Origin of the sequence: Acetobacter malorum, assembly GCF_001580615.1 — a bacterium.
Lineage (GTDB): Bacteria > Pseudomonadota > Alphaproteobacteria > Acetobacterales > Acetobacteraceae > Acetobacter > Acetobacter malorum.
In genome coordinates, this window is sequence record NZ_LHZC01000042.1 from 61028 (window position 1) to 74417 (window position 13390).

A 13390-nucleotide genomic window follows, 5' to 3' on the forward strand; every position below is an offset into this window, starting at 1 on the left:
TTCAGCCCGAAAAGCTGGCAGAGAGTACAGCACCATCCAGCCTGTCGCCCCAGCCGTGCAGATGCACTGTGCGCATACCATCAGCCCCGACCGTAAACGCAATATGCAGGGCCTCTGGGGGCGTCAGATCTTCCAGACGCTCCGGCCATTCCACCAGAACGACGCCGTCCCGCGCGTCCTCCCAGCCGAGTTCTTCCAGTTCGTCCGGGCCACCCAGACGCCAGAGATCAAAATGTGAGACGGTACAGGAAGGAGCCTGATAGGTTTGTACAAGAGTATAAGTAGGGCTGGGCACTTCCAGAGCGTCATCCCCGCAAAAGCAGCGCAGAAAGGCACGGGCAAAAACGCTTTTCCCAGCCCCTAACGGACCTGTGAGCAAAAGTGCGTCACCCGGTTGCGCCAAAACCGCCAGCGCACGGGCCAGTTGCTCTGTTGCCTGCTCATTTTTCAGAATTTTCTGTGTGTCTGTCATCCCGCCCTCTGCACGACCTGCTCTTCTTCTCCTCACATATTACGGCGAGCGGGAAAAGACTGGTCACCGGGAAACGTGCCCAGACGCATGACCGCAGAAATCAGAAAAACAGAAGTCTATTTATTATGATTAGGGATTTCTAAAGTCTCTTCGTATTTCTAAGGAGTATAATAAATGTATTTTCAACGCATGTTATATTTTTTAGACGAGTTACAATCCAGTGCATTGAATAAAAATCTATTCATCACATCAACTTTAAAACAAACAATTTATTCATCTCTTTTTGTTTGTAATATTTATTTAATAAATGAGAAATGATTATGTTACTTTTGTGAGAAAATCACTTTTTGTTTTGTGTTCATAAAAAATTTACTCTTTCCCTGTAAGAGAATGAAAATCCGTTACGGCTAGTTTCAACCTATGATTGTTTTTATGGGGAGATGGCCAAAACATGCTCTGGTTGCATACCTTCCCTCATACCACACAAAATAAGATAAATTTCTGTTTATCTTTGGGATAAAAACACGTAAAAGTAGATTTATTGATAATTAATACAACCTTAAGGTGTACCGCACTTTCTGTGGGGAGAACCCAATGCGTATCCTGTTTGCTGAAGACACCGCGACGTCAGCCCGTCAGCTCTTACCAATACTTAAAAAAGCAGGTCTTTCAGTAGACTTGGCGCGTTCTGGCAGAAACACGATTGAAATGCTGCGAAACTATGATTACGGCATTGCGATCATTGACCTGCATCTACCCGATATGGATGGTTATAATGTCGTAAATTCCCTGCGATTATTAAAAATCCAGACGCCTGTCATCATTATTTCATCACTAGATCAGCCTGAGGCAAAAATCCGGGCTTTTTCTATGGGCGCAGATGATTACCTGACTAAGCCGTTTGATCCGGCAGAACTTGTCGCCCGCATTCAGGCCATTCTCCGCCGCTCCAGCGGGTTTGCGCATCCAGTCATTCAAGTTGCTGAACTCAAACTGGATCTGAACAGCCATACTGTGATGGTGCACGACCAGCCAGTGCATCTGACCTGCAAAGAATTTTCCATCCTTGAACTTCTGGTACTACGCAAAGGTGTTGCCCAGACCAAGGAAACGTTCCTGAACCACCTCTACGGAGGCCGGGACGAGCCAGACATTAAAATTATTGATGTTTTTGTCTGTAAACTTCGTAAAAAACTTCAGGCAGCCGGTGCGTCAGATCACCTGATCTCTACAGTTTGGGGCAAGGGATATATTCTCAATGATCCCAAAGCTAAAATGCTTTCTCTGCCCCCTCAGCCAGCCATCCCGATGCCGGCCTCCATCCCAGAACAACATTTTCAGGCTGCCGGAGACTAAATTTTTTAAAATATTCTGAAATATCAGGTTGTTTTATACCATCTGTGCGCATGCCATAGAGGACCCGCCCCGGCTCCAAAGCCCGGTGCTGTCAGGATCGCCTGCCGCACATAAAGACGGGCCTGCTCAACCGCCCGGCGTAGCGGGAGCTTTTGCGCCAGCCCGGTGGCCAGTGCACTGGCCAGTGTGCACCCCGTTCCATGCGTGTGCCGGGTAGCAATGCGGGTATCGCTAAATTCTGTGAATCCACCGTCATCAAGCAAAACATCAATTAGGGTGTTGCCCGAGAGGTGGCCGCCTTTAACGAGCACGGCAGCCCCACTCATTTCCCGTAAAATCTGCGCAGCACGACGCATATCGTCTACTGATGAGAGGCTCATGCCCGTCAGCTTTTCAGCTTCCGGCAGATTAGGCGTCAGAACCGTTGCCAGCGGAAAAAGCTGTGTTTTCAGGCAGAGCAAAGCCTCCTCCGCCAGAAGACTGGCTCCCCCTTTTGCAACCATTACCGGATCTACAATAACCGGCAGATCGGCAACCTTGCGGCGGTAGGGGGAAATTTCTTCACATACACACTGAATTTCTGCAGCGCCCCCCAGCATACCGGTCTTGATGGCGTCAGCCCCCAGATCATCCAGAACGCTCCGAATCTGCTGTCGCAAAAATTCAGGAGGCACCGGTAGAATAGCCTGCACCCCCTCCGTATTTTGAGCCGTCAGAGCCGTCAGGACCGTCATCGCGTAGCCACCCAGCGCCGTTATCGTCTTGATATCGGCCTGAATCCCCGCACCACCACCAGAATCACTTCCGGCAATGGCAAGAATACGCGCTGGGTTTTTCTGTTCAGCTTCCATCACACGCTCCAAGGGCTGTCGCGTTACGCCGGGACGTTTACAGCCTCAAGTGCCGCGCACATCTGGTTGACAACGTCGTCCACCAGAGCCGCATCTTCTGCTTCCGCCATCACACGCACCAGCGGCTCCGTGCCACTTTTGCGCAATACAAGGCGGCCACGACCAGCAAGCATCTTCTCCACATCTTTCTGCCTTGCCTGCACCACGTCTGCATCCAGCGGGCATGTGCCGCTAAAGCGCACGTTTTTCAGCTTTTGCGGAAAAGGTTTGAAGAGACGGCACACTTCACTGGCCGGACGACCATCTTCAACCAGCACCGCCAGAATCTGCAGGGCTGCAATCAGACCGTCCCCCGTCGTGGCAAAATCTGTCAGCACCATATGGCCCGACTGCTCGCCGCCCACATTACTGCCGAGTTCCCGCATCCGTTCTACCACGTAGCGGTCCCCCACAGCGGTGCGTTCCAAGCCGACATCGAGCGTGTTCAGGAAGCGTTCCAGCCCCATGTTGGACATCACTGTCGCCACTACGGACTGACCGACCAGCCGCCCTTCCCGCGCCCAGGACTGCGCGATGAGAGCCAGAATCTGGTCTCCATCAATCAGGCGCCCGGTTTCATCAGCAATCAGAACGCGGTCTGCGTCGCCATCCAGCGCAATACCCAGATGAGCACCGTGCTGCACAACGGCCTGACACAGCGCCTCCGGGTGGGTGGAGCCACATTTCTCATTGATGTTGACGCCATCGGGCGTGCAACCGATGCGGATCACCTCAGCACCCAGTTCCCACAAAGCCGTAGGAGCCACCCGGTAGGCGGAGCCGTTGGCACAATCGATCACAATTTTCATGCCATCCAGCCGCAACTTGCGCGGGAAGGAAGCCTTGGCACTTTCCACATAACGGCCCGCAGCATCGTTCAGTCGGGAGGCGCGACCAATTTCCCGTGGAGTGGCAAGGCGACCCGTGAGGTCGGCCATCATCAGGTTTTCGATGTCGATTTCGTTCTGGTCAGACAGCTTGAAGCCATCCGGGCCAAACAGTTTGATGCCATTATCGCCAAAGGGATTGTGCGAAGCGGAAATCATGACGCCCAGATCGGCGCGCAGAGAGCGCGTCAACATGGCAATCGCGGGGGTGGGCAGCGGGCCAACCAGCGTGACATCCATTCCGGCGGACAGGAAGCCTGCGACCAGCGCGCTCTCAATCATGTAGCCGGAAAGCCGGGTGTCCTTACCCAGCAGCACGCTGTGCCGGTGTTCTCCACGGGTAAAATGCAGGCCAGCTGCCTGCCCCAGTTTCTGAGCAATATCGACTGTCATAGGCGCGATGTTTGCGGTCCCGCGAATGCCATCTGTCCCAAAAAGACGTCTCATCTGCCTCGTCCAATCTCTTTTTGTGGCGTCTGCGCCCAGACAGGTGGCCATGACTCTGTCACCATGGCCGTGCGGACGCATTTATGTTTCCTCTTCCCTAAAACGCTTTTTGACGAGAAGGAACCGTAAGGCTCCAAAACAAACGTCTTTTTTCAGACTGTGTGGACACGCTGCCAGACGCGAAGCGCTTGCACCATGCCCTCAACAGCATGCACACGCAGCACAGTCTGGCCCAATGGCAGCCCCTCCAGCGAGGCCGCCTGCGTGCCTGCATCCCGCCCGCTCGCGTTCTGCACACCAGTCAACTCACCAATCATCCTTTTACGAGAAACCCCCAGCACCACCCGGCACCCCAGATTAGCCAGTAGCGGCAGGCGGCTGAGTAAGGCCACACCCTGCGCCGTATTTTTAGCAAACCCCAGACCGGGGTCCACACTCAGCCGCTCCGGTGCAATCCCGCCCTCTATGGCCGCCATCAGCCGTGTGCCCAGTTCCCGGACCACATCACAGGCGACATCCTCATACACCGCATGCTGCGTCATGGTGGCGGGGGTGCCGCGCATATGCATCAGCACCACACCGCAGGTTTTTTCAGCCAGCAAGGGCAGGGCTTCAGGATCATGCGTGAGGGCCGAGACATCATTGATCACATCCGCACCTGCTGCCAGCGCCTGCGCCATTACGGCACTATTGCGCGTATCAATGGACAACACCGCCTCCGGCACCTGCTGCTTCAGCCCCTGCACTACCGGTCCTATGCGCTCCCATTCCTGCTCCGGTGTGACAACGGCAGCACCGGGCCGCGTGCTTTCTCCCCCAATATCCAGCACGCTCGCCCCGGCAGAAACCTGCGCCTGCCCCGCCTGCACAGCGCGCAGAGCCTCCTGATGCAGGCCACCGTCACTAAAGCTATCCGGCGTGATGTTCAGAATCCCCATCACCTGCGGCCCCTCCGGCATTCCGGCAGCGGGAGGTTTGGCAACAAGGCGGGCCAGCACATCCTGCCAGCCTGCGGGAACATTCCCCACGGGCATAAAGCCACTATGGGTCCGGTCTTCTATCAGATCCACACAGCTAAAAGCCGCCGGACCACCCGCCAGAGGAAGGGCAAAGCCGCGTTTTACAGCGTCTTCTGCCGCTGTGCCGTAGAGCAGACCCGCAGGCTCTGCCAGACGCCGAAAATCCATCCTCAGCTCTCCTCCCATGAAACGCAAAAGAGGCGGCATTGCTGCCGCCCCTCCTGATCTCTTTTATTTCTCTGGCGTGACCCGTTAGCCGGGCTGTGGCACCGGGTTCACCCCGCCACCTTCACCGCCGCCATCCGGCTTGTCATTCGGCTCTACGATTTCCGGGCCGGACACCTGCGGCACGGAAGAGCGACGATTGACTGGCGTGGTGTCATCCGTTTCCACCCGTTCGATCGGCTGGCCACGCATGATCTGGCGGATATCTTCCCCGCTCAGGGTTTCATATTCCAGCAGCGCTTCGGCCAAACGGTGCAGTTCATCCACATGGTCATGCATGTAATTGCGAGCCTGATCGTAAGCCTCATCAATCAGACGCTTAATTTCGGAATCGATTTCCTTAGCGGTGTGCTCAGAGAAGTTCTTGGCAGCACCACCGAAGAACATGCCGCCACCGCCCTGATCATCATTGGCGTAGGCAATCATGCCGACCCTGTCGCTCATGCCCCATTCGGTCACCATGCTGCGGGCCACACGGGTTGCCATCTGAATGTCACCCATGGCGCCATTGCAGATATTGTCTTTCCCGTAGATGACTTCTTCCGCAACGCGACCACCCATGGCGACAACAAGATGCGCAATGCAGTTCTTCTTGCTCATGGACAGGCGGTCACCTTCCGGCAGACGCATGACCATCCCCAGCGCACGACCACGCGGAATGATGGTGGCCTTATGGATCGGCTCACTTTCCGGCACCAGAACAGCCGTAATAGCATGTCCGGCCTCATGATACGCCGTGCGCTTCTTCTCATCATCACTCATGACGAGAGAGCGACGCTCGGCACCCATCAGCACCTTGTCCTTCGCGTCTTCAAAATCACGCATCGATACGGTGCGCTTGCCCAGACGAGCAGCGGCCAACGCGGCCTCGTTCACCAGATTGGCAAGGTCAGCACCAGAGAAGCCGGGCGTGCCACGGGCGATGATGCGCGGGTCAACGTCAGAGGCCAGCGGTACCTTGCGCATATGCACACGCAGGATTTTCTCACGGCCAGCCACATCCGGGTTCGGCACCACGACCTGACGGTCAAAACGACCGGGACGCAGCAGAGCCGGGTCCAGCACGTCCGGACGGTTGGTGGCCGCAATCAGGATCACGCCCTCATTGCTTTCAAACCCGTCCATCTCGACCAGCATCTGGTTCAGAGTCTGCTCACGTTCATCATTCCCGCCGCCAAGGCCGGCACCACGATGGCGGCCTACAGCGTCGATTTCGTCAATGAAGATGATGCATGGCGCGGCTTTCTTGCCCTGCTCGAACATGTCACGCACGCGGGATGCACCGACACCCACAAACATTTCCACAAAGTCAGACCCGGAAATGGTGAAGAACGGCACATTGGCCTCACCCGCAATGGCACGTGCCAGCAGGGTTTTACCGGTGCCCGGAGGGCCAACCAGCAGCACGCCTTTGGGGATCTTGCCGCCCAGACGGGTAAATTTCTGCGGGTCTTTCAGGAAGTCGACAATTTCCTGAAGCTCACCCTTGGCTTCATCAATGCCCGCAACGTCTTCAAAGGTCACACGGCCCTGCTTTTCCGTCAGCATCTTGGCGCGGGACTTGCCAAAGCCCATGGCGCCACGACCACCGCCGCCCTGCATCTGGCGCATCATGAACAGCCAGATACCCACCATCAGGATGATCGGCAGCGCGTTCAGGAAATAGCGCAGCAGCGGGCTGCCTTCCTGATCCAGCGGTTTGGCCACAACCTCAACGCCCTTACCCGTCAGACGGGAGACAAGAGAGGGGTCCTGCGGCGCAAAAGTTTCAAAAGCCGTGCCATCCGTCAGCGTACCGGAGACATTCTGGTTCTGCATCACCACGGACCGGACACGTCCGGTATCAACGTCGGTAATGAAGTCAGAATAAGCCAGCTGCTGTGCTGCGTGCTGCGTGTTCCCCGGCTGGAAAACATCTACAAGCAACAGCAGCATCACAATGATGCTGACCCAAAGCGCCAAGTTGCGGCCTAAATTGTTCATCTTGCCTGTGTTTCCATACTTATCGTGCGGGAGCGCCGGAGTGCCCCAATCTGAGCGGCAGACGGCGGAAAATGCAACCTCTCCCATTACAAATGGGATGCTGAGCCGATATTCCCACCCCACACATGACATTTATTATCATGTGTGATGCTGTTCTCCTCTCGTCTCTGGCAAGCCATACACGCCACTGCCTGTAACGGAAACCGGGGGCTGGAACAGAAAACGAGCGTGTTTGAGCCCCTCTTCCGCGCACCAGCCCAGATGCGGCACGGCCACCCGGCGGTCCTCTCGCCACAGAGCAGGGAGTGTGGCGCAGAAGCGGGCGGTCCAGCCACCACGGTCCTTCCGCTCAAGCCCCAGCCCTCCCGGAGCGATCGATAGCCCTTCAGCAGAAACGGCAGAAGGGAGCCAGAGTTCAAACCGATTATCCCACCGCGCACCAGTCTGCGCCGGAATGGGGGCTGCCATGGCAGCAACTTCCCGCACCAGAAACCAGCCGGCCTGCCCGCATACCAGTTGCACGCCAGCCAGTGTGGCCTCCTGCCTGGCAGCCTGTAGTCGGGCCACGGCAGCAGGAGATGGAGGATAGATCAAGCCGCCCACACACCGAATAAGGGCAGACAGGATTTCCGGTTCCGGCAGATCTGGCCCTAAACAGGCCCAGCCTTCTGGCCGGAGGGTGACTTGTCTGGCCAGAAAGGCAGCCCGCTCAGCGTCTTGCTGCATCCGCGCCGCACCGGCTTTAACGCCCGTCTGCCATAAAGTGTGTCGCGTATCCTGCACCTGCAAGCTGTACCTTATCCGCACCCGCTCGGCCCGCGTATCCTGATTGGAAGGATCATCCACCCACGTCAGCCCGGCCTGACGCAACGTGTTGCGCAAAGCCTGCCGTGAAACACTCAAAAGAGGCCGTACAAGCCGCACATCCGGCAGAGCTGTTACCCAACCCATCCCCGCCAGACCCTCCGGCCCACTGCCTGCCTCCTGACGCATGCGAATGGTTTCAACCTGATCATCCGCCTGATGACCGAGCAGGAGGTCCAGACACCCCGCCTCCCGGCAGGCCCGCGCCAGCACAGCATAGCGCGCCTGCCGGGCGCGTTCCGCAATGCCGGGACCTTTAGTCAGTGTCGTGAGGGTTAAAAGCCGGGCCGGTACACCCATGGCGGTCAGCCGCTGCACGGTCAGCCGGGCTTCTTCTGCGGACTCAGCCCGCAATCCGTGATCCACCACAAAAGCGAGAAGATTTTTCCGCCAGTGCCGGGCCAGCCAGGCCAGACACAGACTGTCTCCGCCCCCGGAGACGGCCAGCCCGACCGGCGGCAAAGCAGGATCATCCGGCAGCCACGGCCCCAGTTGCTCCATCCGGGCGATAAACGCTGCCGGAGAGACAGGAGCTTCAGAAAAGGGATCATCCGGCAGGGCGGAACAAGGCTGCGTCTCGGCCTCCTCTGCCCTGCCGGTAAACTGCATCAAGACTACTGGCAGCCGCCCCGACCGGCGTAAATTTCCGCAGCATGAGACACGCGCTGCGTGGGAGACGGGAACTCTGCTTTCAGCTTTCCAAGCGCCTGACAGGCGGCCTTTTTATCGCCCATCGCCAGCAGGGAGGCACTCACCCCCAGCAGGGCATCCGGGGCGCGTGCGCTTTTGGGAGACTGACGGTAGGCGTCATAATACGCCACGGCAGACTGACGATACTGCTTTTCACCCGCCAGAGACTGAGCCAGCAGAAACTGCGCATCGACTTTGAAGCTGCCTTTGGCGTTCTTGAGGGCCTCCTCCGCATTCTCATGCGCTGTGGCGTAATCGCGCTTCTGCAGGGCGGCCTTACCAGTGGCCAGCAGCGCATCCGGCGTGGTGGCTGCGGTATGCGGTGTTGATGAGGCTGCGGTTGCACCAGCGCCCCCTGCCGCAGCGGCTGCAACTGGTGCGGCGGCACCGCCCCCGCCGTTCTGGGCCGCAAACTGATTGTCGGCAATCTGTTTGGAGAGAGCAGCGGTCTTCTGCTGCAGCTCGTTGGTCAGCTGGTCAATCTCACCGCGCATATCGCGCTGCTGCTGTTCCAGCGTGTTGACCCGGTCCAGCAACTGGGCTGTCAGATCCCCATTGCCGGAAGAAGCGGGAGCCGGTGTGGCAGACGGAGGAGCTAGTGTGCTGCCAGAAGACTGCATCTGGCTCATGGACTGTTTGAGCACCATAATCTGGTTTTGCAGCGCAAGCCCTTCACGGCTGGTCACATCCTGCGCATAGCCTGCCGGGGCGGAAGCCACCAGCACAGCGGCAACAGGCAGACACAAGGCCAGAACACGCCACGGCGCAGCAACGGACGTCATCAACCCGTGTTTCATCAAGACCTCACCCTTTCCTTAAAAGCGGGCAAGGATTTCATCATTCCTCCCCGGAAAACAAGACAGGAAATACAAAAACAGGCCGGGTGAAACTCACCCGACCTGCCCTGTCGACTCAAACGCGAAAAACGCCAGACTTTAGTGAACGGCGGTAATTGCGTTACGGTTCTGGGCCCATGCGCTTTCATCATCACCTTCCTGGGTCGGACGATCCTTACCGTAGGAGATGGTGGAGATGCGGGAAGACGCAACGCCTTTGGCAACCAGATAATCACGGGCTGCATTGGCGCGGCGCTGGCCGAGAGCAATGTTGTATTCTTCCGTGCCACGGTCATCGCAGTTGCCGGCGATTTCAACGTTGACCTGCGGATATTTGGCAAGCCAGGAAGCCTGCTTTTCCAGTGTTGCCTGTGCATCGGAGGTCAGGCCGCTTTTGTTCAGATCGAACAGCACGCGGTCACCCGCGGTGGCAACCAGATCTTCTTCGCTGCCGGGAACGGGGCCGCTCGGCTGCATCGCCGTAGAAGCGCCGCTGGAGTCACCCGTGTTTGCCTTCTCGTGCGCACAGGCAGAGAGAAGGGCAACCATGCTAAGCGCAGCAATATATTTCAGTCTCATGTGTCGGATCCTGAGAATTAGTTCCCAACAGGAACTATTCGGAGAGAAAAAACAGCTTAATGCCTGTATCCCCGCGCATTCCTCTGCTCCCCTCCGAAAACCATCGAAGAGCCGACGAACTGTGGAGACCACCTTGCCCTAAGCCATAGCTCATTCCTCCGGTCAAGCGAGATCTGTTTTTGGCATAGCTGACCTTGCAAAACCGATGCTGAATAGACACAGAGCCCTCTCTGCACTCCGGTTTTTACGGCGGTTCAGAATTTATCAGCAAATTGCCCCGGAGCGGTGAGCAATGCTTATGCGAGGCATTTGCGCCGATTTCTATGCTTCTCCCATACTATGGCTTTATTAAGAAAAACGGCCTCATTCACTCACCTTAAGAGGCCCATAATCACTCTTTTTTGTGATTAATCTGGAAGAGTGTCCCTTAAAAAACCACAAAGACAAAGTCCGGGATGATTTTTACCCACGCTGGCAGGCCGCCCGACTCGAAGACATTCTCTTTTTACGACCACTTTTCAGGCATGAAATAACCAATGGTTGCACCCTTTCCGAGCTTCCCACGAGATTCAGTCTGCAAAGAAAAAAATCAAACCCGCTCTTAACGCAGAACAACATCTGACCGCCGAAACTCTCTAAAGCTTGCGGCAAAAAATTAAACACAAGTATTCTTAAAAAGCGCAAAAAAAGCCCCGGACTCTCACCCGGGGCTTTCCGCTGTTTTATGACAAAACAGACTTATCCGTTGAGCGGCGACCAGGCCGGGTCGGACGCCTGCCCCGGCGTGTGCAGAGCACGGTCATTAAACCCGGTGATATCCACCATACCGATGGAAGAACTGAACCCTGCGCCCCCTGCTCCGGCACGGCTCTGGCGACAATAAGCCAGCACACGACCGTTGGGGCAGAAGCTCGGGCTTTCCACCGTGAAACCTTCGGTCATGATGCGCTCACCTGTGCCATCAGGATTCATGACGCCCAGCGAGAAGCTGCCGTTGGCAATGCGGGTAAAGGCGATCAGATCCCCACGCGGAGACCAGACGGGCGACCCATACGTGCCATGACCGTAGGAAATCCGCTTCGCACCGCCGCCAGAGGCGCTCATGATGTAAAGCTGCGGGCTACCGCCACGGTCGGAGTTGAACACAATCTGAGACCCGTCCGGGCTATAGCACGGGCTGGTATCAATCGCGCCAGAAGACGTAATCTGACGGCGAGAGCCAGACCCCAGATCCACCACAAACAGGTCAGACCCGCCATTGCGCGTGACGGACAGCACGACAGACCGCCCATCCGGGGAGAAACGCGGCGCGAAGGAAATGCCAGCGAACTCACCCAGAATCTGCTGGCGACCGCTACCCAGATCAAACAGATACACGCGCGGACGGTTATTGGCGTAGGACATGAACGCCACCTGATCCTTAACCGGGCTAAAGCGCGGTGTGAGGGTCAGCCATTTGCCCGCCGTCAGCATGCGGCTGTTAGCACCGTCCTGATCCATGATCGCCAGACGTGTCGCCTGATGCGCACGCGCACCGGAGCGGGAGATGAAAGCGATGCGGGTATCAAAGTAACCTTTTTCACCCAGCATACGCTCGTAAATGACGTCGCCTACAATATGCGCAATCCGCCGCCAGTTGGCAGAAGTCGTGGTGTAGGCGGTGCCCTGAATCTGCTGATGGGTCAGCACATCCCACAGGCGCATTTCCACGCGGACGGAACCGCTACCGGTCACGCTACCCGTCACCAGCGCCCGCGCGCCCATGGATTTCGCAGTCGCAAAATCCGGCGTGCCAGACCCAGCTCCACCGGGAATGACCTTGAACAGCCCGGTGTTGGTCAGATCATTTGTCAGCACTTCCGCAATCTGCGCGCCAAGGCCTCCGCCAAAGTTGGGGAGGATGATGGGGATCGGCGCCGTGCGGGCCTGATCGACCGTAATTTCTGCCTCAGGGGCAGCCGTGGCGGCCATACCGGGCAGCGGGGTCATCAGCAGACCGCCTGCGGCCACACTGGCTCCCATCAGCGTGCGGCGGCCAAGGGCCGCCACCAGTGTGTCGGCTTCCTGATCAGAAATAAGCGGTCGTGTACTCGTAAGCATCGGTTTTCCTCCAGGTGGCCTGATCAAGGCCTGAACACAAATTTCAACTGCCGGGTCTGGCCCAGAAGGTTTTTGGGGATAGGCAGCCTAGAACAGGTGGGGCTCAGCACTGCTGCCCGCGCCCGTTCCGCCAGCGCCCGGTATGAGGAGTCAGCATTCATCTGCGCCTGCGTCTGCGGAGCAAACTGCACAATACGAGCCTCACCCGTGGCATCCACCGTCACAATCAGGTGCGCGACAAAAGTGGCATAATTTTTGGCTGCCGTATCTTCCGTATAGCAACGCCGCACGGCTCCGCCGATGGCCTTCTGCTCACCAGCGGACAGGCTGCGGGTAATATCCCCGTTGGGTGAACCACCCCCATCGGGCGCACCACCCTGCGCAGGGTTGGCCTTTGCCTTGGGCGCATGCGTCTGCTTGGTGTCGGACCGGAAAGAATCCAGCGTTTCCATCAGAGAATGCGATTCTTCCTGCGTTTTCTTCGCCTTGTTGGGCTGCGTGATGTGAGACGGCGTGGGCGTGTCCGGCAGCGTATCCGTCGGCTCCGTAACCGGAGACGGCGGCGCCACACTCGGCGTCGTCTTGGGCGGCGTCGGCGGAGACGGCGGCGTTTTCACCACATCGGGAGACGGCTCGTCCGCTTTGGGCGGCACGGGCGTATCCGGCAGTTTCTCAGATTCCGGCACAGGCGGAGGCGGCACCGGCTGGGGCGGTGGTGGCGGAGGCGGCGCTTCCTCGTTCGGGGCTTCCTTGGGGGGCTCCGGCGTGGGGGGCGCATCATTCGGCACAGGAGCCGGCGGTGTGGGTTTGGAAGAAGGCTGGCTGGCCTTGGCCGGAGAGCCACCGGAATCTTCCGGGGCCTCAAACTGCATTTCCACAACCGGAGGAGGTTCTTCCTCCGGTTTAGGCGGGGGCAGAGAAACCAGCAGGGCCAGCAGGAACGCAATATGCGCTCCGCCGGACAGATAGAGACAGCGCCTCAGCACAGTCTGTTCGGAACGGCGTGGCCGCACCATGAAATTTCTCCGCCTCTCTGCGCAGG

The 13390-nt window shown here is 57.7% G+C and carries 11 protein-coding genes; 1 reads left to right on the forward strand and 10 read right to left on the reverse strand.

Features of this window, described 5'->3' with window-relative positions; genetic code table 11:
* Position 1: 1 nt before the first annotated feature.
* Positions 2 to 472: a tRNA (adenosine(37)-N6)-threonylcarbamoyltransferase complex ATPase subunit type 1 TsaE gene (gene tsaE, locus AD930_RS04720; RefSeq protein ID WP_061505318.1), complete on the reverse strand. Its 471-nt coding sequence runs from the start codon at positions 470 to 472 to the stop codon at positions 2 to 4.
* A gap of 594 nt (positions 473 to 1066) precedes the next feature.
* Here tsaE and AD930_RS04725 point away from each other — a divergent pair.
* Entirely contained in the window at positions 1067 to 1828 is a 762-nt protein-coding gene (locus tag AD930_RS04725) for a response regulator transcription factor (protein ID WP_082781706.1), read from the forward strand.
* 23 nt (positions 1829 to 1851) lie between these two features.
* Here AD930_RS04725 and thiD read toward each other — a convergent pair whose 3' ends face one another.
* The 9 genes from thiD to AD930_RS04770 form a co-directional block, all read right to left on the reverse strand.
* The gene (gene thiD / locus AD930_RS04730) at positions 1852 to 2679 is read right to left on the reverse strand and encodes a bifunctional hydroxymethylpyrimidine kinase/phosphomethylpyrimidine kinase (RefSeq protein ID WP_061505332.1); all 828 of its coding nucleotides are present in this window, start codon (positions 2677 to 2679) and stop codon (positions 1852 to 1854) included.
* Positions 2680 to 2702: 23 nt separating this feature from the next.
* Complete coding sequence (gene glmM, locus AD930_RS04735; RefSeq protein WP_208598567.1) at positions 2703 to 4052, reverse strand: phosphoglucosamine mutase; 1350 nt, start codon at positions 4050 to 4052, stop codon at positions 2703 to 2705.
* 152 nt (positions 4053 to 4204) lie between these two features.
* The gene (folP, locus tag AD930_RS04740) at positions 4205 to 5239 is read right to left on the reverse strand and encodes a dihydropteroate synthase (protein WP_061505320.1); all 1035 of its coding nucleotides are present in this window, start codon (positions 5237 to 5239) and stop codon (positions 4205 to 4207) included.
* Positions 5240 to 5323: 84 nt separating this feature from the next.
* Complete coding sequence (gene ftsH, locus AD930_RS04745; RefSeq protein WP_043550433.1) at positions 5324 to 7279, reverse strand: ATP-dependent zinc metalloprotease FtsH; 1956 nt, start codon at positions 7277 to 7279, stop codon at positions 5324 to 5326.
* 138 nt (positions 7280 to 7417) lie between these two features.
* The gene (tilS, locus tag AD930_RS04750) at positions 7418 to 8752 is read right to left on the reverse strand and encodes a tRNA lysidine(34) synthetase TilS (RefSeq protein ID WP_061505334.1); all 1335 of its coding nucleotides are present in this window, start codon (positions 8750 to 8752) and stop codon (positions 7418 to 7420) included.
* A 5-nt stretch (positions 8753 to 8757) separates the two neighbouring features.
* Positions 8758 to 9630, reverse strand: a complete 873-nt coding sequence (locus AD930_RS04755; RefSeq protein ID WP_082781707.1) for a tol-pal system YbgF family protein — start codon at positions 9628 to 9630, stop codon at positions 8758 to 8760.
* Between the two features lie 138 nt (positions 9631 to 9768).
* Positions 9769 to 10248 carry a peptidoglycan-associated lipoprotein Pal gene (pal, locus tag AD930_RS04760; RefSeq protein WP_043550315.1) on the reverse strand — a complete coding sequence of 160 codons (480 nt, stop codon included), beginning with the start codon at positions 10246 to 10248 and terminating at the stop codon, positions 9769 to 9771.
* 738 nt (positions 10249 to 10986) lie between these two features.
* Positions 10987 to 12348 (reverse strand): Tol-Pal system beta propeller repeat protein TolB, encoded by a 1362-nt coding sequence (tolB, locus tag AD930_RS04765; RefSeq protein WP_043550316.1) that lies wholly within the window; start codon positions 12346 to 12348, stop codon positions 10987 to 10989.
* A gap of 23 nt (positions 12349 to 12371) precedes the next feature.
* Entirely contained in the window at positions 12372 to 13364 is a 993-nt protein-coding gene (locus AD930_RS04770; protein WP_061505321.1) for a hypothetical protein, read from the reverse strand.
* Positions 13365 to 13390: the final 26 nt, after the last annotated feature.

Coding starts and splice junctions, on each gene's coding strand:
- ftsH (WP_043550433.1), bottom strand. CDS start 7,279: ATGAACAATTTAGGCCGCAACTTGGCGCTTTGGGTCAGCATCATTGTG.
- AD930_RS04755 (WP_082781707.1), bottom strand. CDS start 9,630: ATGAAACACGGGTTGATGACGTCCGTTGCTGCGCCGTGGCGTGTTCTG.
- AD930_RS04725 (WP_082781706.1), top strand. CDS start 1,067: ATGCGTATCCTGTTTGCTGAAGACACCGCGACGTCAGCCCGTCAGCTC.
- AD930_RS04770 (WP_061505321.1), bottom strand. CDS start 13,364: ATGGTGCGGCCACGCCGTTCCGAACAGACTGTGCTGAGGCGCTGTCTC.
- folP (WP_061505320.1), bottom strand. CDS start 5,239: ATGGATTTTCGGCGTCTGGCAGAGCCTGCGGGTCTGCTCTACGGCACA.
- tsaE (WP_061505318.1), bottom strand. CDS start 472: ATGACAGACACACAGAAAATTCTGAAAAATGAGCAGGCAACAGAGCAA.
- pal (WP_043550315.1), bottom strand. CDS start 10,248: ATGAGACTGAAATATATTGCTGCGCTTAGCATGGTTGCCCTTCTCTCT.
- glmM (WP_208598567.1), bottom strand. CDS start 4,052: ATGAGACGTCTTTTTGGGACAGATGGCATTCGCGGGACCGCAAACATC.
- thiD (WP_061505332.1), bottom strand. CDS start 2,679: ATGGAAGCTGAACAGAAAAACCCAGCGCGTATTCTTGCCATTGCCGGA.
- tilS (WP_061505334.1), bottom strand. CDS start 8,752: ATGCAGTTTACCGGCAGGGCAGAGGAGGCCGAGACGCAGCCTTGTTCC.
- tolB (WP_043550316.1), bottom strand. CDS start 12,348: ATGCTTACGAGTACACGACCGCTTATTTCTGATCAGGAAGCCGACACA.